This is a genomic window from Pseudomonas ceruminis (assembly GCF_021602025.1).
Lineage (GTDB): Bacteria > Pseudomonadota > Gammaproteobacteria > Pseudomonadales > Pseudomonadaceae > Aquipseudomonas > Aquipseudomonas ceruminis.
In genome coordinates this window covers 16,637-36,461 of the sequence record NZ_BQHW01000028.1, presented here as the reverse complement: position 1 = coordinate 36,461, position 19,825 = coordinate 16,637, and the positions used below count along the sequence as shown (strand labels likewise).

The window sequence follows — 19,825 nt, the reverse complement described above, 5'->3', positions numbered from 1 at the left end:
GCTTGCCGGCGATGGGCTGCAACGCAGCCCCTGTTACAGCAACCTCAATCTCTCAGTCGTTGACACTCACAACCCGCCCCGCCTGCTCGGCAGCCTTGCCGCGCGTCGCCAGGCAGTAATACAGCGGCACTGTCACCAGCAACCCGAACAGCCAGGACAAGTCCGCCCCTTCGACAATGTTCGAATACGGCCCCACATACAGCGCCGTATTGGCAAACGGCAGCTGCACCACGATGCCGCAAGCATAAGCAATGATCGCGTGGTGATTGAACCGACCATAGATGCCGCCGTCGGCACTGAAGATCGAAGCGATGTCGTACTGGCCCTTCTTGATCAGGTAGAAGTCGATCAGGTTGATCGACGCCCACGGCACAAGCACCAGCAGCAGCGCCAGGATCAGGCCGATGAAGTGGCCAATGAAGTCCGCCGAGGCGTTAAGCGCAACCATCGCGCAACCCACCAGAATCACCGAGGCCAGGGTTACCCGTACCTTGATGCTCGGCGTCCATTTGGCAAAGAAGGTTTGGATGGCGGTAACGATCGACAGCACTGCCCCATACAGGTTGAGGGCGTTGTGGCTGATGATGTTGAACAGGAACAGCACCATAAGAATCGGGCCCAGCCAGCCGGTAGCCTGCTTCACTGCGTCCATGGCGTCGGTACCTTCCGGCACGCACAGCACTGCCACGGCACCAAAGCTGAAGCACAGGATGGTGCCCAGGGTAGCGCCGAAGTATGTGGCCCAGAACGGCTTGGCAATGCCGACTTCACGCGGCAGGTAACGCGAATAGTCGGACGTATAAGGCGAAAAGCTGATCTGCCAGATGGTGCCCAGCGACACTGTGGCAATGAACCCCGACAGGTTGAACGCGCCACGGCTGAAGAAATCGGCGGGCAGGTCCTGGGTAAACATCATGATGAAGCCGGCCAGCAGTGCCGAGCCCATCACCCAGGTACCGATACGGTTCAGGCCGTGGATGAAGCGATAGCCGATTACGCCGATGGCCGTCGCGCTCAGGGCGCCGATGACGATAGCCGTGGGCATCGGCACGCCAGGGGCGATGCCGTGGATCGATTTGCCCGCCAGCACGATGTTGGAGATGAAGAAGCCGACGTAGATCAGCGCCGTGAAGAACACGATCAGCAAGGCCCCATAACGGCCAAACTGACCACGGCTCTGCACCATCTGCGGAATGCCCAGCTGCGGTCCCTGCGCAGAGGCCAAGGCGATGACCACACCCCCGAGAAGATGGCCCAGCGCGATGGCGACCAGGCCCCACAACAGGTTCAGGTGGAACACCTGGACCACCATGGCGCCAGTGACGATGGGCAGCGGCGCGATGTTGGTGCTGAACCAGAGGGTAAAGAGATCGCGCGCCTTCCCATGGCGCTCGGCAGGCGGAACGTAATCGACCGTGTGGTTCTCGACAAACGTGTGTTGCGATGACGGTTGGGACATGGTTTTCAGCTCGAAAGGTCGTTTTTATCGTTGTAAGGAAACCGCGTCTAGGCGGCCTCTCAGCTGAGGACCATATTATGGTATTCCAAGATTTTGACAACACTGCTTCGGTTTCTAAAACGGTAACTGATCCGGTTCAGCCACGGCGGCGAACGCGCTGCCATTCCTTCAAACCCCCTGTTCATGCGGCTTTGCGCCATTCATCGTGATTTTACAGCGAGGGAAAATTCCGCTTGCAAATCGAGTATTACGGTATACCATCAGACACATCAACGATAAAAAGCGGTCCACCGCTACCCCTTTCGAGGTACACGCCATGATCGACGCAACCGTCTACAAGAACGTCTTGGGCTCCTTTCCCTCCGGCGTCACCGTCATCACCACTCTGGACGACGACGGCTCGATCGTCGGCCTCACCGCCAGCGCCTTCTCGTCCTTGTCGATGGACCCACCGCTGGTGCTGTTCTGCCCCAACTACAGTGCCGACTCCTACCCGGTGCTGATCAAGAACAAGCGCTTTGCCATTCACCTGCTCTCCGGCGACCAGCAGGCCGAAGCCTACGCCTTCGCCAAAAAAGGCAAGGACAAAGCCGCCGGTATCGAGTGGACCTTGAGCGCGCTGGGCAACCCCGTGCTGGCCGGTGCCATCGCAGTGATTGAATGCGAGCTGTGGCGCGAGTATGAAGGGGGCGACCACGCCATCATGGTGGGCAAGGTGCACAACCTGATCGTCCCCGAGCAAGCCCCACGGCCGATGGTGTACTGCCGCGGCAAGATGGCCAGCCTGCCCGCCTTCGTCTGAGACGCCTACCGTTATCACTGACGCCTGGCGCGCCAGGCGAGCCTTTCACGCTTCGAGGAAAGCCCCATGAAATTTTCGTTGTTCGTACATATGGAACGTTGGGATGAACAGGTCAGCCACCGCCAGCTGTTCGAAGACCTGACCGAACTGACCCTGATGGCCGAGGACGGCGGTTTCAGCACCGTGTGGATCGGCGAGCACCACGCCATGGAATACACCATCTCGCCCAGCCCGATGCCACTGCTGGCTTACCTTGCCGCACGCACCGAGAAGATCCGCCTGGGTGCTGGCACCCTCATCGCGCCGTTCTGGAACCCTATTCGCGTGGCCGGCGAATGCGCCTTGCTCGATGTCATCAGCAACGGCCGCATGGAAGTGGGCCTGGCCCGTGGCGCCTACCAGTTCGAGTTCGACCGCATGGCCAACGGCATGCCGGCTACCGACGGTGGCAAGGCCCTGCGTGAAATGGTCCCGGTGGTGCGCAAACTGTGGGAAGGCGACTACGCCCATGAAGGCGAGGTGTACAAGTTCCCCACCTCCACCAGCGTGCCGAAGCCGTTCAACGCCACGCCGCCGATGTGGATCGCCGCCCGCGACCCGGACTCGCACAACTTCGCCGTGGCCAACGGCTGCAACGTCATGGTCACCCCGCTGATGAAGGGCGACGAAGAAGTGCTGGACTTGAAGAACAAGTTCCAGGCCGCGCTGGACAACAACCCGGATGTGCCGCGCCCGCAACTGATGGTGCTGCGCCACACCCACGTGCACAGCCCGTCGGAGCCTGAAGGCTGGAAAGTCGGCGCCCAGGCCATCTCGCGCTTCTATCGCACCTTCGATGCCTGGTTTGGCAACAAGACCGTGCCGGTCAACGGCTTCTTGGAGCCAAGCCCGGAGTCCAAGTTCGCCGAAGTGCCAGCGTTCCAGCTGGAGAACATCCGTAAGAACACCATGATCGGCACCCCGGAAGAAATCATCGCGCGCATCAAGTACTACCAGGAACTGGGCGTCGACGAGTTCAGCTTCTGGTGCGACAACAGCCTGCCCCACGCCGAGAAGAAGAAGTCGCTCGAGCTGTTCATCAACGAAGTGGTGCCGGCGTTCGCCTGAATTCCCATTGCCTGAAGTAGTTGCGGAATCAGCCCGCTCCCGGGGGCCGTCATGGCCCTCGCGAGCGGGCATTTTTTTGAGAAATGGACAGGCAGTCCCGGCCTCTTCGCGGGGCGAGCCCGCTCCCACAGAGGAACCTGGGAGCAGTGAGATACCTGTGGGAGCGGGCTCGCCCCGCGAAGAGGCCGGTACAGATACCGCAAGAATCAAGGCATCACCGCACCTTTCGTCCCCCAGCAAGAGATTTTTTTCGCCCCCTCTTGCACAACAAATATTATGGTATACCATCAGACAACAAGACCTGATAACCCTCACCAGGAGCCCCCCATGAGTTTCGAAATCCGCAAGATCGTCACCTACTGCGAAGAGACCCGCATCGAAGGCGGCAAAGCCACCGACACACCCGTGACCATGGTCGGCCTGGCCGTGGTAATCAAAAACCCATGGGCCGGTCGCGGTTTCGTTGACGACTTGAAGCCGGAAATCCGCGCCAACTGCTCCGACCTCGGCGCACTGATGGTCGAGCGCCTGACCGCCGCCATCGGCGGTGCCGACAAGATCGAAGCCTACGGCAAGGCCGCTGTGGTCGGCGCCGACGGCGAGATCGAGCACGCCTCGGCCGTGATCCACACCCTGCGCTTCGGCAACCACTACCGAGAAGCGGTACAGGCCAAGAGCTACCTGAGCTTCACCAACAAGCGCGGCGGCCCAGGCACTTCGATCCAGATCCCGATGATGCAGAAAGACGACGAAGGCCTGCGCTCGCACTACATCACCCTGGAAATGCAGATCGAGGATGCTCCGCGTGCCGACGAAATCGTCGTGGTCCTCGGCGCTGCCGACGGTGGTCGCCTGCACCCGCGCATCGGCAATCGCTACATCGACCTGGAAGAACTGGCCGCCGAAAAAGCCAACGCTCAATAACAACAACCAAGACGGGCCGGGGCGTGGCGTGCTTACCCGCCGCGCCCGACCTTCAAGGAGCGCCCTCCATGATTCAGCCTGTCGCTGAACGGACACCGGCCGGGACCAGTTACCTGGTCCAAGGCCAGGGCCAACCCGTGGTGCTGATCCACGGTGTGGGCCTGAACAAGGAAATGTGGGGCGGGCAGTTCGTGGGCCTGGCCAACGACTACCGCGTCATCGCCTACGACATGCTCGGCCACGGCCAGAGCGCGCTGCCTGCCGCCGACATCGGCCTGGAAGGCTACGCCGCGCAACTGCAAGAGCTACTCGACCACCTGCAAGTAGCCCAGGCCTGCGTGATCGGTTTTTCGATGGGCGGCCTGGTGGCACGGGCCTTCGCCCTGAGCTACCCGCAGCGGTTGTCTGCACTGGTGGTACTCAACAGCGTGTTCAACCGCACCCCCGAGCAGAGTGCCGGCGTGATCGCCCGCGCCGCTCAGGCTGCACAGCTGGGCCCCGACGCCAACGTCGATGCGGCCCTGGACCGCTGGTTCAGCCGCGAATACAAGGCTGCCAACCCCGCGCAGGTCGCCGCCATCCGCCAGGTGCTGGCGAGCAACGACCCGCAGGGTTATCACACCACGTATTCGCTGTTCGCCACCCAGGACATGTATCGCGCCGATGACCTGAGCACCATTGAGGTGCCGACGCTGATCGCCACCGGCGAACTCGACTCAGGCTCCACCCCGGCGATGACCCGGCAACTCGCCGCCCTCATTCCCGGCGCGCACAGCGTGGTGCTCCCCGAGCAACGGCATATGATGCCTGTGGAAGCCCCGCGGGAAGTCAACAGGATGCTCCTGGACTTCCTCAGCCAAGCCCGCACCCTCACCGAATCCGCCAAGGGGATTGTTGCATGACCCTCGTTCGTTTCCAGATGTGCATCGACGGCCAATGGCGCGATGCCCAGAGCGGCAAGACCTTCGACAGCCTCAACCCGGCCACCGCCCAGGCCTGGGCGCGACTGCCAGACGCTGATGAAGCCGATGTCGAGCTGGCCGTGCAGGCCGCCCAGCGGGCGTTCGACAGCAAAGCCTGGCGCAGCATCACTGCCACCGCGCGCGGCAAGCTGTTGCGCCGTCTTGGCGACCTGATCGCCGAGCACAAGGAGCACCTTGCCCAGCTCGAAAGCCGTGACAACGGCAAGCTGATCCGCGAAACCCGCGGCCAGGTCGGCTACCTGCCGGAGTTCTTCCATTACACCGCCGGCCTGGCCGACAAACTCGAAGGCGGCACGTTGCCGCTGGACAAGCCAGACCTGTTCGCCTACACCGTGCACGAGCCAATCGGCGTGGTGGCGGGCATCATCCCCTGGAACAGCCCGCTGTACCTGACCGCAATCAAGCTGGCCCCGGCCCTGGCAGCTGGCAACACCATCGTGCTCAAGCCATCCGAGCATGCCTCGGCCACCATCCTGGAGTTGGCCCGTCTGGCCCTGGAGGCTGGCTTCCCACCGGGCGTGGTCAACGTGGTCACCGGTTACGGGCCAAGCACCGGCGCGGCGCTGACCCGCCACCCCCTGGTGCGCAAGATCGCCTTCACCGGGGGCGCCGCTACCGCCCGCCATGTGGTGCGCAGCAGTGCCGAGAACTTCGCCAAGTTGTCGCTGGAGCTGGGCGGCAAGTCGCCGAACATCATCTTCGCCGATGCCGACCTGGACAGTGCCATCAACGGCGCCGTGGCCGGCATCTACGCCGCGTCCGGGCAAAGCTGCGTGGCAGGTTCCCGCCTGTTGGTTCAGGACGAGATCTTCGACGCGTTCGTCGCCCGCCTGGTCGAGCGCGCCAGACGCATCCGCATCGGCAACCCGCAGGACGAGGCCAGCGAAATGGGCCCGATGGCCACCGCCCAGCAGTTGGCCGTGGTCGAAAGCCTGGTCGCAGCTGCCAAGGCCGAAGGTGCCAAGCTGCACATGGGCGGCAAACGTGCCGAGGTTGAAGGCGAAGGCTGGTTCTACGAGCCGACCTTGTTCGAGTGCGACAGCAACTCGATGACCATCATGCAGGAAGAAGTCTTCGGCCCTGTTGCCGCGGTCATCCGCTTCAAGACCGAGGAAGAAGCCCTGGCGATCGCCAACGACTCGCAATTCGGCCTGGCCGCCGGCATCTGGACCCGTGACCTGGGCCGTGCCCATCGCCTGGCCCGCGACGTGCGCTCGGGGATCATCTGGGTCAACACCTACCGCGCCGTGTCGGCCATGGCACCGATCGGGGGGTTCAAGAACAGCGGCTACGGCCGTGAGAGCGGCATCGATTCGGTGCTGGCCTATACCGAGCTGAAGACCGTGTGGATCAACCTTTCCACCGCGCCCATGCCCGACCCGTTTGTGATGCGCTAGGAGGTAGCACGAGATGATCGAACCAGGCATCTACAAAGACGTGATGGGCTCCTTCCCCTCCGGTGTCACGGTGGTCACCACCCTGGATGCCGACGGTGCCATCGTCGGCATCACCGCCAGCGCGTTCAGCGCGCTGTCGATCGACCCGGCGCTGGTGCTGTTCTGCCCCAACTACGCCTCCGACACCTACCCAATCCTGCGTAACAGCAAGCAGTTTGCGATCCATCTGCTGTCAGCTGACCAAACGGCCGAGGCCTATGCCTTCGCCGGCAAGGGCAAAGACAAGGCCAAAGGCATCGACTGGCACCTGAGCGAGCTGGGCAACCCGTTGCTGGCCAGGGCCACGGCGATCATCGAGTGCGAACTGTGGCGCGAGTACGACGGCGGTGACCACGCGATCATCGTCGGTGCGGTGAAGAACCTGGTGCTGCCGGCCGAGCCGGTGACGCCGATGGTTTACCACAAAGGCAAGCTCGGCGCCCTGCCGCCCCTGGGCTGACCTTGAGACCGCCGGGGCTGCTTTGCAGCCCCCGTTCCACATGTTTCTTCCGGAGTAGGGCACATGAACAACGAAAAGTACGAGAAAGGTCTGAAGGTCCGCACCCAGGTGCTGGGCGAGGATTACGTCAACCGCTCGATCCAGAACGCCGACGAGTTCACCAAGCCATTGCAGGAACTGGTCACCGAGTACTGCTGGGGCCATGTCTGGGGCCGCGATGGCTTGTCGCTCAAAGAGCGCAGCATGATAAACTTGGCCATGATTTCCGCGCTCAACCGGCCCCACGAGCTCAAGCTGCATATTCGCGGCGCCTTGCGTAATGGCCTGAGCCGTGAACAGATTCGCGAGATCCTGCTCCAGGTCGGCATTTATTGCGGCGTACCCGCGGCGGTGGACAGTTTCCGCCTAGCCCGCGAGGCGTTCGCCGAAGCCGATGCGGAGTCCACCCGTTAACAACGGGCTGTTCGAACCACTGCAAGGAGTGCCTCGGTTCGGGGTGCTCCGCCCTGTTGGCGCAACAGCCTCATAAAGAGCGCACCTGATGAAACGCCAGCCACTCGACGACAGCTTCAAGGTCAACCGCAACCCCGTTACCCTGCGCGAAATCGTGCTCGACAAGCTGCGCGGCGCAATCATGAACTTCCACCTGCTCCCGGGCGACCGCCTGGTCGAGCGCGACCTCTGCGACCGCCTCGGGGTCAGCCGCACCTCGGTGCGTGAAGCGCTGCGTCACCTGGAATCTGAAGGCCTGGTGGAATTTGCCGATGCCAAGGGCCCGCGTGTAGCCATCATCACCCTGGAAGATGCCCGCGACATCTATGAGCTGCGCTGCGTGCTCGAAGGGCTGATCGTGCAGTTGTTCACCCTCAACGCCAAGGCCAAGGACATCCGTGCCCTGGAGCGGGCGCTAGAGGTCAACCGCGAAGCGCTCGAGGATGGCGAACTGCAACAAGTGCTGGACTCGGTGCAAGGGTTCTACGACGTGCTGCTGGAAGGCTCCGGCAACCAGGTGGCGGCCCAGCAGCTGCGCCAGTTGCAGGCGCGCATCAGCTACCTGCGCGCCACCTCGGTATCGCAGGAGAACCGCCGCGGCGCCAGCAACCGTGAAATGGAAAAGATCGTCGAAGCGATCAAGGGCGGCGACCCGCTGGTGGCTCACCAGGCTTCGGTCGATCACGTGCGCGCCGCGGCCAAGGTGGCACTGGACTATCTGCGCCAGAAGCAGGACGACAACACCGCCAAGGTTCGTGACATCGTCGAGCCCCTGGCCCTCAAGGAACCTCGCATAGGCCGCTGACCATGCCCACCGCCCCGCGCTATTGCCCGCACTGCACCACGGAACTGGCCCGGGGCGTTCCCACAGGCGACACCCACGCACGCCTGCACTGCATCGCCTGCGGCTATATCCACTACATCAACCCGAAGATCATCGCCGGCTGCATCATCGAGCGCGATGGCAAGTACCTGCTGTGCCAGCGCGCCATCCCGCCGCGCCCCGGCACCTGGACCCTGCCTGCAGGGTTCATGGAGGCGGGTGAAACGACCGAACAGGCGGCGCTGCGCGAAGTGTGGGAAGAGACCGGCGTGCGCGCCGAAATCGTCTCACCGTACTCGATCTTCAGTGTGCCGAAGATCAGCGAGGTGTACATCATCTTCCGCGCCATCGCTACCGAGGAAACCGGGCAATACGGGCCGGAAACGCTGGCCTACACATTCTTCGAGCCTGACCAGATTCCTTGGGAGCAGATCTACTACCCCGCCATCCGGCAGATTCTCGAACGCTACATTCTGGAGCGGCAGGCAGGGGTGTACGGGATCTACATGGGGAATGACGATACCGGTAAGGTGCATTTCATTCGCTAGGCGGTTCACCCTCATATGGGCCGATACCACCACCACAAAGCACTCGCTAAACCGACATTCTCGGTGCACCCTTATGATCCTAGGTAAATGGATCGGAACAGCACATGGCTAAATGGCTAGACGGCGGCGGGCTGATGGCCGAACGCATTCGTAACCACGACTGGGCCGCCACGCCTCTGGGCCCGATCGACGGTTGGCCCGATGTGCTCAAGACCACCGTGGCCCTGTGCCTGGCCTCGCGCTTTCCCCAGGCCATCCTCTGGGGGCAACACCTGATCACCCTGCACAACGACGCGTTCGTCCAGATTCTCGGCAACAAACCGCAGGCCCTGGGCAAGCCGTTTGGCGAAGTGTGGCAGGAAGCGTGGAGCGACATTGCCTGCCTGGCCGACCGTGCGATGGCCGGAGAAGCCGTTTACATCGAAGATTTTGCGTTGACCATCGAGCGCAGTGGCCGCCCGGAACGCGCCTATTTCACATTCTGCTACAGCCCCATCCGTGACCAGAACGGCGCAGTGCTGGGGATGCTCGACACGGTCACCGAAACCACCCATAACGTCGTTACCAACCAGCGCCTGCACTTTCTCGACACCCTCGGTCGCGCGGTGGCCAATGCCACCGACCCGGAACGGATCATGGCGATCACCACGCGCCTGCTGGTCGAGCACCTCACGCTGTCCAGTTGTGCCTATGCCACGATGGAGGGTGACGAAGACGGTTTCACCATTCGTGGCGACTATGTCGCTGCGGGATCGCCAAGGTTGCTTGGCCATTACCACCTGACCGACTTTGGCCGTTTGGCGGTCAGCCGCCTGCGCGCTGGGCTGCCCTTGGTAATCAACGACAACCTGAGCGAACTTGCACAGGAAGAGGCCGCGACGTTTCAAGCCATCGGCATCACGGCCACCATCTGCATGCCCCTGATCAAGGAGGGTCGCCTCACTGCGCTGATGGCCATCCACGACAAGGTGCCGCGGCAGTGGACGGGGTACGACCAAGCATTGATCAGCGAAGTGACCGAACGGTGCTGGGCACATATCCAGCGCGCCGAGGCTCACCAGAAAGTGCGCGAGACCATGGCCGCGCTGGGGGCGCTCAATGCCACGCTGGAACACCGTGTCGAAGAACGCACCACGCAGCTCTTGCACACCGAAGCAGTATTGCGCCAGACGCAGAAACTTGAAGCCATCGGCCAGTTGACCGGTGGCGTTGCCCACGACTTCAACAACCTGCTCACTATCATCCGTTCATCGCTGCACTTTTTACAGCGCCCCAACCTCGACGAAGGCCGCCGCGAGCGATACCTCAAGACCATGGCCGAAACGGTCGACAGAGGCGCGAAGCTGACCGGCCAACTGCTCGCGTTTGCGCGTAGGCAGGCCCTGAGCCCACAGGTATTCGACGTCGGGCCTCGCCTGCAAGCCATGGCCGAGATGATCGATACAGCCACGGGTGCCAGAGTCGAGATACAACTGGAGCTGCCCGCTGCGCCCTGCCATGTTCGCGCTGACCTCAGCCAACTTGAAACCGCGGTGGTCAACTTGATGCTCAACGGGCGCGATGCGATGGCCGGGGAAGGGCTTTTGCGCCTGCGACTGCAGGCCAACCAGGGCATGCCTGGCCTGCGCGGCCAGTCAGCGCAAGCCGGGCCGTTTGCGGCCATCTCCGTGCTGGACAATGGGGTCGGAATCGCTGCGCAGTTGCTCGACCGCATTTTCGACCCGTTCTTTACCACCAAGGCACCCGGTGAAGGTACAGGGCTTGGCCTTTCCCAGGTTTTCGGTTTTGCCAAGCAGTCCGGTGGAGACGTCGAAGTGACCAGCGTGGCGGGCCAGGGCACAACCTTTACCCTGTATTTACCGCAAGAGGCAGCGCCTGACGAACAGGCCGATGTCGACAACGCCGTTGGCCCACCCCAGGTGAGCGGCGCGCAGCGGCGGATCCTGGTGGTGGAGGACAACCCCGACCTGGGTCATTTTACCGCTCAGATTCTTGAGGAACATGGCTTTCGCATCAGCTGGGCGAGGTCGGCGCAAGACGCCCTGGCGCAGTTGAGCCACAGCGCGGGAGACTTCGATGCAGTGTTCTCCGATGTCGTCATGCCAGGCATGGACGGCTTGACGCTGGCCCGCGAAATACAGCGCCAGTGCCCACAACTGCCAGTGATCCTGACCTCCGGCTACAGCGAAGCGATTGCTGAAGAGGGGCATCATGGCTTTGCGTTCCTGGCCAAGCCGTATTCGGCTGAACAGGTATGCCAACTGCTCGGCAAAGTGCTCGGAGCTTGAAGGGCCGTCAAGGCCTGGCAGTCAACAACCGCGCCACACTTTGCGCCAGCTCGGCCTGCCGGTAGGGCTTGCGCTCGCGCATCTGTTGGGCAAAGCGCGCTCCGGTCATCTGGGCCATGACGTGATCGGTCACCAGCACATCGGGCATCCAGCCCCGCGCCACCCGTTGCAGCGCCGCCGCTGCACTGGCGGCCTCGATCACCTCATAGCCCAGGTCGCGCAACTGCGAGGCCGTGGCATGGCGCACAATTTCCTCATCGTCCACCAACAGTACCCGCCTCGCCCGGTCCGCCTGCGGCGCTTCAACCAGGTCGCTGTCAGCGCACACCGCGGCGCTGTCGCTGATCGGCAGCCACAGGGTGGCTTCGGTCCCCTGCCCTGGCTGCGAACCAATAGCGAAGCCACCGCCAGACTGCAACGCCAACCCTTGCACCATCGGCAGGCCCAGGCCGGTACCCTTGCCTACACCCTTGGTGGAATAGAACGGCTCGATGCAGCGGCGCAACTGCTCTTCGTCCATGCCACAACCGTTGTCGCGCACCTGTAGCCAGGCCAGTTGTGCGCCCACCAGCCCGGCCGGCCGGTGCGGCCCATCGCCAGCAAGCCCGGCGCTGATGCTCAATGAACCGCCATCGAGCATGGCGTCACGGGCGTTGACGACCAGGTTGAGCAGCGCCAACTCCAGCTGATGGGGGTCGACGACCACGGGCGCCAAAGCCGGGTCGACCAACACCTGCACCTCGATGGTCGGCCCCAGCGAGCGGGCAATCAGTTCGCGCATGTCTTCCACCAGCGCCGCCAGCGACACGGACTGGGGCTTGAGGGTCTGCCGACGGGCGAAACTGAGCAGGCGCCCTACCAGGTTGCGTGCCCGCTCGGCCGCCTGCAAACCCCCTTCGATCAGGCGCGGGGCTCGCTCGGACTGCGGGTGCCGATGCATGAGCTCGAACGAGGCGATAATTGGGGTGAGCATGTTGTTCAGGTCATGGGCAATGCCGCCGGTCAACTGCCCAATCATTTCCAGCTTGTGCGCCTCGTGCAATTGCAACATCGCCGCTTCGCGCTGGGCCAATACAGCAGCAACACGTTCCTCCAGGCTGTGGTTGAGCAGGTGCAGGGCGTGCTCGGCGCGCGCGTGGGTAATGGCCGCCCACGCTTGCTTGGCGGTTTCTTCTGCGAGCTGGCATTCGTCTTCGACGCATTGTCGCGGGGTGTGAAAGTGTACGCCCAGCATTGCCTCCAGGCGGCCGGCACGCAGCACCGGCACGTGCAGCGTGGTACGCAGGCCAGCGTGCTGCACCGAGAGGCTGTCGTGAACCTGCTGGACCACCTGGCCCGCCACCAGTTGCTCACGCAGTGACGCACCAAAGGTCGCGTAGCAATGCTGGCCCTGCATGGAGAGCACGCCGTCTGCCCACGCGTGCGTCACCTTGAAACCCGTGCCGTCCCCCAGGTCTTCTGCGAAATACACCTGCATCGCCCCCAGTTGCTGCGCCAGCCGGCTGACGGCATAGGCCTCGATGCGATCTGCCTGGCCCAACCCGGGTAGGGTCCGGCCCAGGTCCAGCAAGAACGCCTGGCGCTGCTGGAAGCGCACGCGCTCGGTGGTTTCGGTGACCAGGCACAGCACCCCGCCGACCGTGCCATCGGCCTCGCGTACCGGGGAGTAGGACAGGTCGAAGTACACGGTCTCGCCCAGCCCGCGGCGCTCTATATAGAAGGGGCGATCCTTGGCCGAGAAGGTCTGGCCCGTCTCGCGTACACCACGCAGCAGCGGTTCGAGGTCGTCCCACAGTTCACTCCAGTGCTCCTGGCCTGGCCGCCCCAACGCTTGTGGGTGCTTGTTACCAATGGTGGGTACATAGGCATCGTTGTAAAGCGCCACGTAAGCCTCACCCCAGAACAGCACGAATTGCGCCTGTGCCGGTAACAGGGTGGCCATCACTGTCTGCAAGTGTGGTGACCAGGTGTTTGGCGGGCCGAGTGGTGAATCGCGCCAGTCCATGGTCTGCAGCAGGCTACCGATGGCACCGCCATTGAGCAGGAAGTGCAGTGGCGGATTATCGAGTTGTTGAAGGGGTTTCATCGCTGGGAAGTCCCGGGCACATAGCCATCCGTCTGAGGATAGGAGATGTGCAATCAACGGTTCGTTCCACTCGAATTCACCAGTCGATCAACGGCGCATGTCCGCCAGCGTACGCAGCGTCCCTCAGGCCGTGGGTGGCTTCAGGCCAATTGGCTCACGATCAAGCCCAGGGCGACTGCAATCATCGCCATGCCCGATACCCTCCCCACCATTTTCGCCGCACCGGGCCGGGTGCTCAGCACCGCCTTGGCCCCATACCCCACCAACAGATAGACCACCAGCGAACTGCCCAGGTGCACCAGCCCCAGCAGCAAGATCTGCAGCGGCACCGGCCAGCTCGACTGAGGATCGGTGAACTGCGGCAGCAACGCCAGAAAAAGCAGGAACACCTTGGGGTTGAGCCCGCTTACGCAAAAGCCTTTGAATGCCCAGCGCGAACCGGACTCGCCAACACCGGCCTGCCCCGCCTGGGGCACCCCCGGGTCTAGCAACAGGTTGCCGCCCAGCCACAGCAAGTAGGTACAGCCCGCCAGCGTCAACAAGGTAAGCGCCAGCGGGTGCCCCACTACCAGGCTTCCCACCCCGGCCGCCACCACGAGGGTTGCCAGAAAATGGCCAGACAACATACCCGCCACCGCCGGCATTACCCATCGTCCACGCATCCCAGCCGAGATGGCATAGGCCCAATCGGCACCGGGGGTAATCACGAACAGCAACGATACGGCCCAGAACGCCGTCAGCACACTGATTGCCACTTGAGTCTTCCTTCACACCATTTTTGGGATGAAGAAAGCGTACGGATTCCAACGAGGGATTTTCTTTCGTATATTTTCCCCTACCCTCCAATTTGTGGAAGATCCTTCTCAGTGGACAGAACTGACCGCAAGATTCTTGCCGAGCTGCAAAAAGATGGTCGCCTTTCGGTAACAGAGCTGGCTGACCGCGTGGGTCTTAGCCTGTCGCCGTGCCATCGACGGCTTCGGGCGCTGGAAGAGGCCGGCGCCATCCTCGGTTACCATGCCCGCCTGGCACCGAGCGCACTCGGGCTGAATTTCGCGGCGCTGGTGTTCGTCACCCTGCGTGAGGTCACCCGCCAGCCGGTGGCGGATTTTGAAGCAGCATTGGGCGCCATCCCCCAGATCGTCGAGGCGCAGCGGTTGTTTGGTGACCCAGACTACCTGCTGCATGTGGTGGCCAAGGACTTGCCGGCGTTCCAGAAGCTGTATGACGAACAACTGACCAGCATCCCCAATGTAAAGCGGCTGAGTTCCACCCTGGTGATGAAAGAAGTGATTCAGGACCGCTTGTTGCCAATGTAGGGGCGCTGACCCTGCACTGTAAATGCACACCCTGCACCACCCTGGCCCACCCCGCACGGCCCCATTTGCTCGCGAACCCATCAACAGCGGGGCTTGCAGCCCGGTGGCCCGCTCCTTGCTATCACTCATCCCTTAACCTTTTGTCAGCCTTAGGTTTTTTAAGGTTTATGGGTACATATTTACTAATTTCTCGTTCCCCCCGCACACCCCATCATCGCTCCAACAAGAACGCGTCGCCCTTCGCCGGCACGCACCCGGGCAGCACCCGATGCCCTACCTTGCCTTGGAGTCAGTCATGACCAGTGCAGCCAATTCGGCACCCCTCATAGAAAAACACACGATCGGCTACGTGCCCCCGCAAGACCGCCATGGAAAGGTAAGGGATCTGTTCACACTGTGGTTCGGCGGCAATATCGCGCCGCTGCCCATCGTCACCGGCGCCCTGGGCGTGCAGCTGTTTCACCTGAACCTGGTATGGGGCATCGTCGCCATCCTGGTCGGTCACCTGGTCGGCGGGGTGCTCATGGCCCTGCACTCGGCCCAAGGCCCGCAGATGGGCATCCCGCAGATGATCCAGAGCCGCGCCCAGTTCGGCTCGCTCGGCGCACTGCTGGTGGTGGTGATCGCCGGGGTGATGTACATCGGCTTCTTCGCCTCCAACATCGTCCTGGCCGGCAAGTCGCTGCATGGCGTGGTCGACGCCGTGCCCGTGCCGGTCGGCATTGTCATCGGCGCACTGGGCTCGGGCATCATCGGCATCATCGGCTATCGCTTCATCCACGTCCTCAACCGCATCGGCACCTGGGTGCTGGGCATCGGCATTGTGGTGGGCTTTGCCTACATCTTCACCCATGTGCAAAGCGACGACTTCCTGACCCGAGGCGGCTTCAACCTCGCCGGCTGGTTGGCCACCGTGTCCCTGGCGGCGCTGTGGCAGATCGCCTTTGCTCCCTATGTGTCGGACTATTCGCGCTACCTGCCGGCTGACGTGAAGGTGTCGTCGACGTTCTGGACCACCTACCTGGGTTCGGCCCTGGGTTCGAGCCTGTCGTTCATCTTCGGCGCCGTGGCGGTGCTGGCGATCCCGGCCGGCATGGACACCATGGACGCGGTCAAGCTTGCCACCGGCACCCTGGGCCCGGTCATGCTGGTGCTGTTCCTGCTCAGCGTGATCAGCCACAACGCCCTCAACCTGTATGGCGCGGTGCTGTCGATCATTACCCTGATCCAAACCTTCGCCTACCGCTGGATCCCCACCGCCAAAAGCCGTGCGGTGCTGTCGCTGATCGTGTTGGCCGCCTGCTGCGTAGTGGCGGTATTCGCCTCGGCGGACTTCATTGGCCACTTCGTCGACATGGTGCTGGTGCTGCTGGTGGTACTGGTGCCGTGGACGGCGATCAACCTGATCGATTTCTATGTGATCCACAAGGGCGACTATGACATCCAGTCGATCTTCAAGGTCGATGGTGGGATCTACGGGCGCTACAACCCGCAGGCGCTGCTCGCTTACGCGGTGGGCATCGTGGTGCAGATCCCGTTCATGAACACGCCCCTGTATGTCGGGCCGATCTCCGAGCACATCAACGGTGCCGATCTGTCCTGGCTGGTGGGGTTGGTGATCACCTCGCCGCTGTACTGGTGGTTGGCCAGCCGTGACAGTGCCTATCGTCGCCGGCAGACGAGTGCCAAACTGGCCGCCGCCGCGTAATCAGTTGCTGAATCGCCCCCCTCACCGGCCTCACGGCGAGGGGTCATGACGACCGCTAAGCACCTTCGGGCAGCAAACTGCGGTCGAACATGAACGGCCGCTCGCCCTGCGGGGTGTATTGATACAACTGTTGCGGCCTGCCCAGCCGTGGCTGGTTCTTCTCCCCGGTATCACGAACCCAACCCAGCTCGCGCAAACGCTCCAGACGCTTGCGCAGCGAGGTGTTGTTCACTGCCTGCCCCAGGCACGCCTGTACCGCCCCCAACGCATCGAGCACGGTGAACGTCTGCGCCAGCAAATACAGCGGCAGGCTGCTGTATACCGTCTTGGCCGCCAGCCGCTCGCGGGCCCGTTCCACCAGCAAGTTGTGATCGAACGGCAGCAGCATCTTGCGGCCCAATACACTGTCCAGGTCGAAAAACGACAGGTGCTCACCCTCTACCTGCTGCCCGGGATCGAGCAAGGCCAGGTAACAGGTACTCAGTGACCAGCCACGTGGATCGCGGAAGGCGTTGCCCTCAGTGCAGACCTGCTCCAGGTAACGTGGCAGTACCCTGGCCTTTTCACGCAAGGCGCGCTCGGCGGCGCCTTCGAGGCTGGTGTCTGCCGTCCGACCGTTGATGATGACCCCAGGCAAGGCCCATTGGCCGGCATGCGGCTCGCGCTCGCGGCGGTGCAATAGTACTTGCAGATGCTGGGCTTCGGGGGCCAGGCGCAAAGCGACGATATCGACGCTGGCCAGGACTTCGACTGTACTCAATTGCACACTCCACCGGTTGATAGCGCAATATTCCACCAGAGCATGTAAGTAAGGCAAGCTCAATTTCCTTTGAAATATAGGCCTTGACATACTTAATGCACCAGGTGAATTATATAGCCATTCCAGCAAGGAGGTCCCCCGATGAAAATCGCCAGTTTCGATGTCGACGCGCAAAACGGCTTCACCGCCAACGCCCCACAGGAACTGCCGGTGCCTGAGGGCAATGAAATCGCCGATGACCTCAACGCCATGGCACGACGTGCCGACCTGCGCCTGGGCAGCAAGGATGCCCACCCGGCCAATGCCGCCTGGGTGGTCGCCGACCCAGGGCAGATGCTGCGTCCGCTCACCCTGGCCAATGCCGACCTGACCTGGGTCAGCCACTGCGTGCCGGGTACGCCAGGTTTCGAGCTGCTATCCGGCCTGCCCGCCCCCATCGATTATGACTACTTCGTGTGGAAAGGCGTCGAGCCCGACCTGCATCCCTACGGCGCCTGCTACCACGACCTGGCCGAGCGGCGTTCCACTGGGGTCATTGAATACCTCAAGGTCCAGCAGGTGGGCGCGGTGATTGTCGGGGGCCTGGCGCTGGACTACTGCGTCAGTACCACCGCCCGCCAACTGCGCCAGGCCGGCTTCCAGGTGCTACTGTACTTGCCCGCCTGCCGCGCCCTGACTCAGGAAGGTGCGATCACGGCGTGCGGGGCACTGGCGGCAGAAGGCGTCATCCTTTGCGGCGACGAAGCGGCACTCGACCACCAGCTCTCTCTGATCAAGGAGGCCCGCCCATGAGCGACAGCGTTTTCGGTCCACACATCATTCAGAACCTGCTGGACACCGACTTCTACAAGATCACCATGATGCAGGCGGTGCTGCACAACTACCCCAATGCCGAAGTCGAGTGGGAGTTCCGCTGCCGCAACCGCGAAGACCTGTCCCCCTACCTGGCGGAAATTCGTCATCAGGTGGCGCAACTGGCAGACGTCACGGTCACCCACGACCAACTGGCGTACCTGGAGAAAATTCCCTTCATCAAGCCGGACTTCATTCGCTTCCTCAGCCTGTTCCGCTTCAACCTGCGCTATGTCCAGGTCGGCCTCGATGATGCCGGGCAATTGGCGATTCGCGTGCGCGGGCCCTGGCTGCACGTCATTCTCTACGAGATTCCGCTGCTGGCGATCATCAGTGAGGTGCGCAACCGTTATCGGTACCGCGAGGTGGTCATCGAACAGGTCGGCGAACGCCTGTACCAAAAGCTCGACTGGCTCAAGGCCGAGGCCAGCAGCGAGGAACTGGCAGGCTTTCAGCTGGCCGACTTCGGCACCCGGCGGCGCTTCTCCTACCGGGTGCAAGAAGAGGTGGTGCACATCCTCAAGCGCGACTTCCCCGGCCGCTTCGTTGGCACCAGCAACGTGCACCTGGCCCGCGAGTACGAGCTCAAGCCGATCGGCACCATGGCCCACGAGTGGTTCATGGCGCACCAGCAACTCGGCACGCGCCTGGTGGACAGCCAGGCCGCCGCACTGGAGTGCTGGGTCCGCGAATACCGAGGGCTGCTGGGCATCGCGCTCACCGACTGCATCACCATGGATGCCTTCATGGGCGACTTCGACCTTTATTTTGCCAAGCTCTTCGACGGCCTGCGCCACGACTCAGGCGACCCATTGGTGTGGGCGGAAAAAGCCATTGCCCACTATCAGCACCTGGGGATCGACCCAAAGAGCAAGACGCTGATCTTTTCCGATGGGCTGGACTTCGCCAAGGCGCTGCAGCTGTACCGCGCCCTGCAAGGGAGAATTCAGGTGAGCTTTGGCATCGGTACCAACCTGACCTGCGATATCCCGGGGGTCGAGCCAATGAACATGGTGATCAAGATGACCGCCTGCAACGGAGCACCCGTGGCCAAGATCAGTGACAGCCCAGGCAAGACCCAGTGCCGGGACGAAAACTTCGTGGCGTACCTGAAGCACGTGTTCAAGGTGGGCGATCGGCAGTTGGGGGGAGGTACGTTTTGACCCATACGCTCTATGTCGTCCGGCACGGCCAGACACAGTGGAACGCCCAGCATCGCCTGCAGGGCAGCCGGGATATTGACTTGAACCCTGTCGGTCGGCAGCAAGCGGCAGCCAACGGCCAAACCCTTGCCTGGCTACTCCCCCATGCCAGCCCTTACCAGTTGATCAGCAGCCCGATGCTGCGTGCGGCCACTACCATGAAGGCGATCGCACAAGCGCTCGGCCAGCATGAGGACGCCATTCGCTATGATCAGCGGGTTACCGAGATCTCGTTTGGTGCGTGGGAAGGCATGACGCTACAGGAGGTCTCGCAGCGCATGCCCGAGGCGTTCGACGCGTATGAAACCGACCCCTTTGCCTTCATCCCAATGGGTGGCGAGAGCTATCAACAAGCCTCGGTACGGGTGGCCGATTTTCTGCGAAGCGTCAGTGAGGACACGGTGCTGGTGACCCATGCCGGGGTTATCCGCGTGCTTTTGAGTCTTATGGCCAAGGTTGAACACCGGGCAGCCACGCAACTGGTCATCCCTCAAGACCAGATACTGATGGTGCAAGGCAGCGATTATCGCTGGATGCGCGCGTCAAAGGACCTGGAAGGTCGCTAACGCCGGCCCT

General features: G+C 62.5%; 19 protein-coding genes. 15 read left to right on the top strand and 4 right to left on the bottom strand.

Features of this window, described 5'->3' with window-relative positions; genetic code table 11:
* Window positions 1–52: 52 nt before the first annotated feature.
* The gene (locus L6D80_RS25045) at window positions 53–1,459 is read right to left on the bottom strand and encodes a purine-cytosine permease family protein (protein WP_176512944.1); all 1,407 of its coding nucleotides are present in this window, start codon (window positions 1,457–1,459) and stop codon (window positions 53–55) included.
* Between the two features lie 316 nt (window positions 1,460–1,775).
* On the opposite strand from L6D80_RS25045, the gene L6D80_RS25040 reads away from it, so the two are divergent.
* The 10 genes from L6D80_RS25040 (at window position 1,776) to L6D80_RS24995 (ending at window position 11,322) form a co-directional block, all read left to right on the top strand.
* The gene (locus L6D80_RS25040) at window positions 1,776–2,261 is read left to right on the top strand and encodes a flavin reductase family protein (protein ID WP_054902741.1); all 486 of its coding nucleotides are present in this window, start codon (window positions 1,776–1,778) and stop codon (window positions 2,259–2,261) included.
* Between the two features lie 66 nt (window positions 2,262–2,327).
* Window positions 2,328–3,368: an LLM class flavin-dependent oxidoreductase gene (locus tag L6D80_RS25035; protein WP_176512945.1), complete on the top strand. Its 1,041-nt coding sequence runs from the start codon at window positions 2,328–2,330 to the stop codon at window positions 3,366–3,368.
* A 327-nt stretch (window positions 3,369–3,695) separates the two neighbouring features.
* Window positions 3,696–4,292, top strand: coding sequence for an amino acid synthesis family protein (locus L6D80_RS25030; RefSeq protein WP_054902743.1), 597 nt, complete (start codon window positions 3,696–3,698; stop codon window positions 4,290–4,292).
* Window positions 4,293–4,360: 68 nt separating this feature from the next.
* Entirely contained in the window at window positions 4,361–5,194 is an 834-nt protein-coding gene (locus tag L6D80_RS25025) for an alpha/beta fold hydrolase (protein ID WP_054902744.1), read from the top strand.
* Window positions 5,191–6,672 (top strand): aldehyde dehydrogenase, encoded by a 1,482-nt coding sequence (locus tag L6D80_RS25020; RefSeq protein ID WP_176512946.1) that lies wholly within the window; start codon window positions 5,191–5,193, stop codon window positions 6,670–6,672. The genes L6D80_RS25025 and L6D80_RS25020 overlap by 4 nt, the downstream gene beginning before the upstream one ends.
* 13 nt (window positions 6,673–6,685) lie before the next feature.
* Window positions 6,686–7,171, top strand: coding sequence for a flavin reductase family protein (locus L6D80_RS25015; RefSeq protein ID WP_054902746.1), 486 nt, complete (start codon window positions 6,686–6,688; stop codon window positions 7,169–7,171).
* Window positions 7,172–7,234: 63 nt separating this feature from the next.
* Window positions 7,235–7,624 carry a carboxymuconolactone decarboxylase family protein gene (locus tag L6D80_RS25010; protein WP_176512947.1) on the top strand — a complete coding sequence of 130 codons (390 nt, stop codon included), beginning with the start codon at window positions 7,235–7,237 and terminating at the stop codon, window positions 7,622–7,624.
* Between the two features lie 88 nt (window positions 7,625–7,712).
* Window positions 7,713–8,468: a GntR family transcriptional regulator gene (locus L6D80_RS25005; protein WP_054902748.1), complete on the top strand. Its 756-nt coding sequence runs from the start codon at window positions 7,713–7,715 to the stop codon at window positions 8,466–8,468.
* A 2-nt stretch (window positions 8,469–8,470) separates the two neighbouring features.
* Window positions 8,471–9,034 carry an NUDIX hydrolase gene (locus tag L6D80_RS25000; RefSeq protein WP_054902749.1) on the top strand — a complete coding sequence of 188 codons (564 nt, stop codon included), beginning with the start codon at window positions 8,471–8,473 and terminating at the stop codon, window positions 9,032–9,034.
* Between the two features lie 104 nt (window positions 9,035–9,138).
* Window positions 9,139–11,322: a response regulator gene (locus L6D80_RS24995; RefSeq protein WP_176512948.1), complete on the top strand. Its 2,184-nt coding sequence runs from the start codon at window positions 9,139–9,141 to the stop codon at window positions 11,320–11,322.
* Between the two features lie 7 nt (window positions 11,323–11,329).
* On the opposite strand, the gene L6D80_RS24990 is transcribed toward L6D80_RS24995, so the two are convergent.
* Window positions 11,330–13,408 carry an ATP-binding protein gene (locus L6D80_RS24990; protein WP_176512949.1) on the bottom strand — a complete coding sequence of 693 codons (2,079 nt, stop codon included), beginning with the start codon at window positions 13,406–13,408 and terminating at the stop codon, window positions 11,330–11,332.
* 140 nt (window positions 13,409–13,548) lie between these two features.
* Window positions 13,549–14,163: a LysE family translocator gene (locus L6D80_RS24985; protein WP_054902751.1), complete on the bottom strand. Its 615-nt coding sequence runs from the start codon at window positions 14,161–14,163 to the stop codon at window positions 13,549–13,551.
* A gap of 111 nt (window positions 14,164–14,274) precedes the next feature.
* On the opposite strand from L6D80_RS24985, the gene L6D80_RS24980 reads away from it, so the two are divergent.
* Both L6D80_RS24980 and L6D80_RS24975 read left to right on the top strand, forming a co-directional pair.
* Complete coding sequence (locus L6D80_RS24980) at window positions 14,275–14,727, top strand: Lrp/AsnC family transcriptional regulator (RefSeq protein WP_054902752.1); 453 nt, start codon at window positions 14,275–14,277, stop codon at window positions 14,725–14,727.
* A gap of 295 nt (window positions 14,728–15,022) precedes the next feature.
* Window positions 15,023–16,435: a purine-cytosine permease family protein gene (locus L6D80_RS24975; RefSeq protein WP_054902753.1), complete on the top strand. Its 1,413-nt coding sequence runs from the start codon at window positions 15,023–15,025 to the stop codon at window positions 16,433–16,435.
* Between the two features lie 55 nt (window positions 16,436–16,490).
* On the opposite strand, the gene L6D80_RS24970 is transcribed toward L6D80_RS24975, so the two are convergent.
* Window positions 16,491–17,195: an NrtR DNA-binding winged helix domain-containing protein gene (locus tag L6D80_RS24970; RefSeq protein ID WP_054902754.1), complete on the bottom strand. Its 705-nt coding sequence runs from the start codon at window positions 17,193–17,195 to the stop codon at window positions 16,491–16,493.
* Between the two features lie 141 nt (window positions 17,196–17,336).
* On the opposite strand from L6D80_RS24970, the gene L6D80_RS24965 reads away from it, so the two are divergent.
* Genes L6D80_RS24965 through L6D80_RS24955 form a run of 3 tightly spaced genes read left to right on the top strand, consistent with a single transcriptional unit; the run spans window position 17,337 to window position 19,815 of the window.
* Entirely contained in the window at window positions 17,337–17,987 is a 651-nt protein-coding gene (locus L6D80_RS24965; protein ID WP_176512950.1) for a nicotinamidase, read from the top strand.
* Window positions 17,984–19,210 carry a nicotinate phosphoribosyltransferase gene (gene pncB / locus L6D80_RS24960; protein ID WP_054902756.1) on the top strand — a complete coding sequence of 409 codons (1,227 nt, stop codon included), beginning with the start codon at window positions 17,984–17,986 and terminating at the stop codon, window positions 19,208–19,210. The genes L6D80_RS24965 and pncB overlap by 4 nt, the downstream gene beginning before the upstream one ends.
* Entirely contained in the window at window positions 19,207–19,815 is a 609-nt protein-coding gene (locus tag L6D80_RS24955) for a histidine phosphatase family protein (protein ID WP_176512951.1), read from the top strand. Before pncB ends, L6D80_RS24955 begins: the two co-directional genes overlap by 4 nt.
* The last annotated feature ends 10 nt before the right edge of the window (window positions 19,816–19,825 follow it).

Excerpts from the sequence above, each read along its gene's own strand:
- L6D80_RS24990 (WP_176512949.1), bottom strand. The coding sequence starts at position 13,408 with ATGAAACCCCTTCAACAACTCGATAATCCGCCACTGCACTTCCTGCTC.
- L6D80_RS25005 (WP_054902748.1), top strand. The coding sequence starts at position 7,713 with ATGAAACGCCAGCCACTCGACGACAGCTTCAAGGTCAACCGCAACCCC.
- L6D80_RS25030 (WP_054902743.1), top strand. The coding sequence starts at position 3,696 with ATGAGTTTCGAAATCCGCAAGATCGTCACCTACTGCGAAGAGACCCGC.
- L6D80_RS24995 (WP_176512948.1), top strand. The coding sequence starts at position 9,139 with ATGGCTAAATGGCTAGACGGCGGCGGGCTGATGGCCGAACGCATTCGT.
- L6D80_RS25010 (WP_176512947.1), top strand. The coding sequence starts at position 7,235 with ATGAACAACGAAAAGTACGAGAAAGGTCTGAAGGTCCGCACCCAGGTG.
- pncB (WP_054902756.1), top strand. The coding sequence starts at position 17,984 with ATGAGCGACAGCGTTTTCGGTCCACACATCATTCAGAACCTGCTGGAC.
- L6D80_RS24965 (WP_176512950.1), top strand. The coding sequence starts at position 17,337 with ATGAAAATCGCCAGTTTCGATGTCGACGCGCAAAACGGCTTCACCGCC.
- L6D80_RS25020 (WP_176512946.1), top strand. The coding sequence starts at position 5,191 with ATGACCCTCGTTCGTTTCCAGATGTGCATCGACGGCCAATGGCGCGAT.
- L6D80_RS24975 (WP_054902753.1), top strand. The coding sequence starts at position 15,023 with ATGACCAGTGCAGCCAATTCGGCACCCCTCATAGAAAAACACACGATC.
- L6D80_RS25035 (WP_176512945.1), top strand. The coding sequence starts at position 2,328 with ATGAAATTTTCGTTGTTCGTACATATGGAACGTTGGGATGAACAGGTC.
- L6D80_RS25045 (WP_176512944.1), bottom strand. The coding sequence starts at position 1,459 with ATGTCCCAACCGTCATCGCAACACACGTTTGTCGAGAACCACACGGTC.
- L6D80_RS25000 (WP_054902749.1), top strand. The coding sequence starts at position 8,471 with ATGCCCACCGCCCCGCGCTATTGCCCGCACTGCACCACGGAACTGGCC.
- L6D80_RS25025 (WP_054902744.1), top strand. The coding sequence starts at position 4,361 with ATGATTCAGCCTGTCGCTGAACGGACACCGGCCGGGACCAGTTACCTG.
- L6D80_RS25040 (WP_054902741.1), top strand. The coding sequence starts at position 1,776 with ATGATCGACGCAACCGTCTACAAGAACGTCTTGGGCTCCTTTCCCTCC.
- L6D80_RS25015 (WP_054902746.1), top strand. The coding sequence starts at position 6,686 with ATGATCGAACCAGGCATCTACAAAGACGTGATGGGCTCCTTCCCCTCC.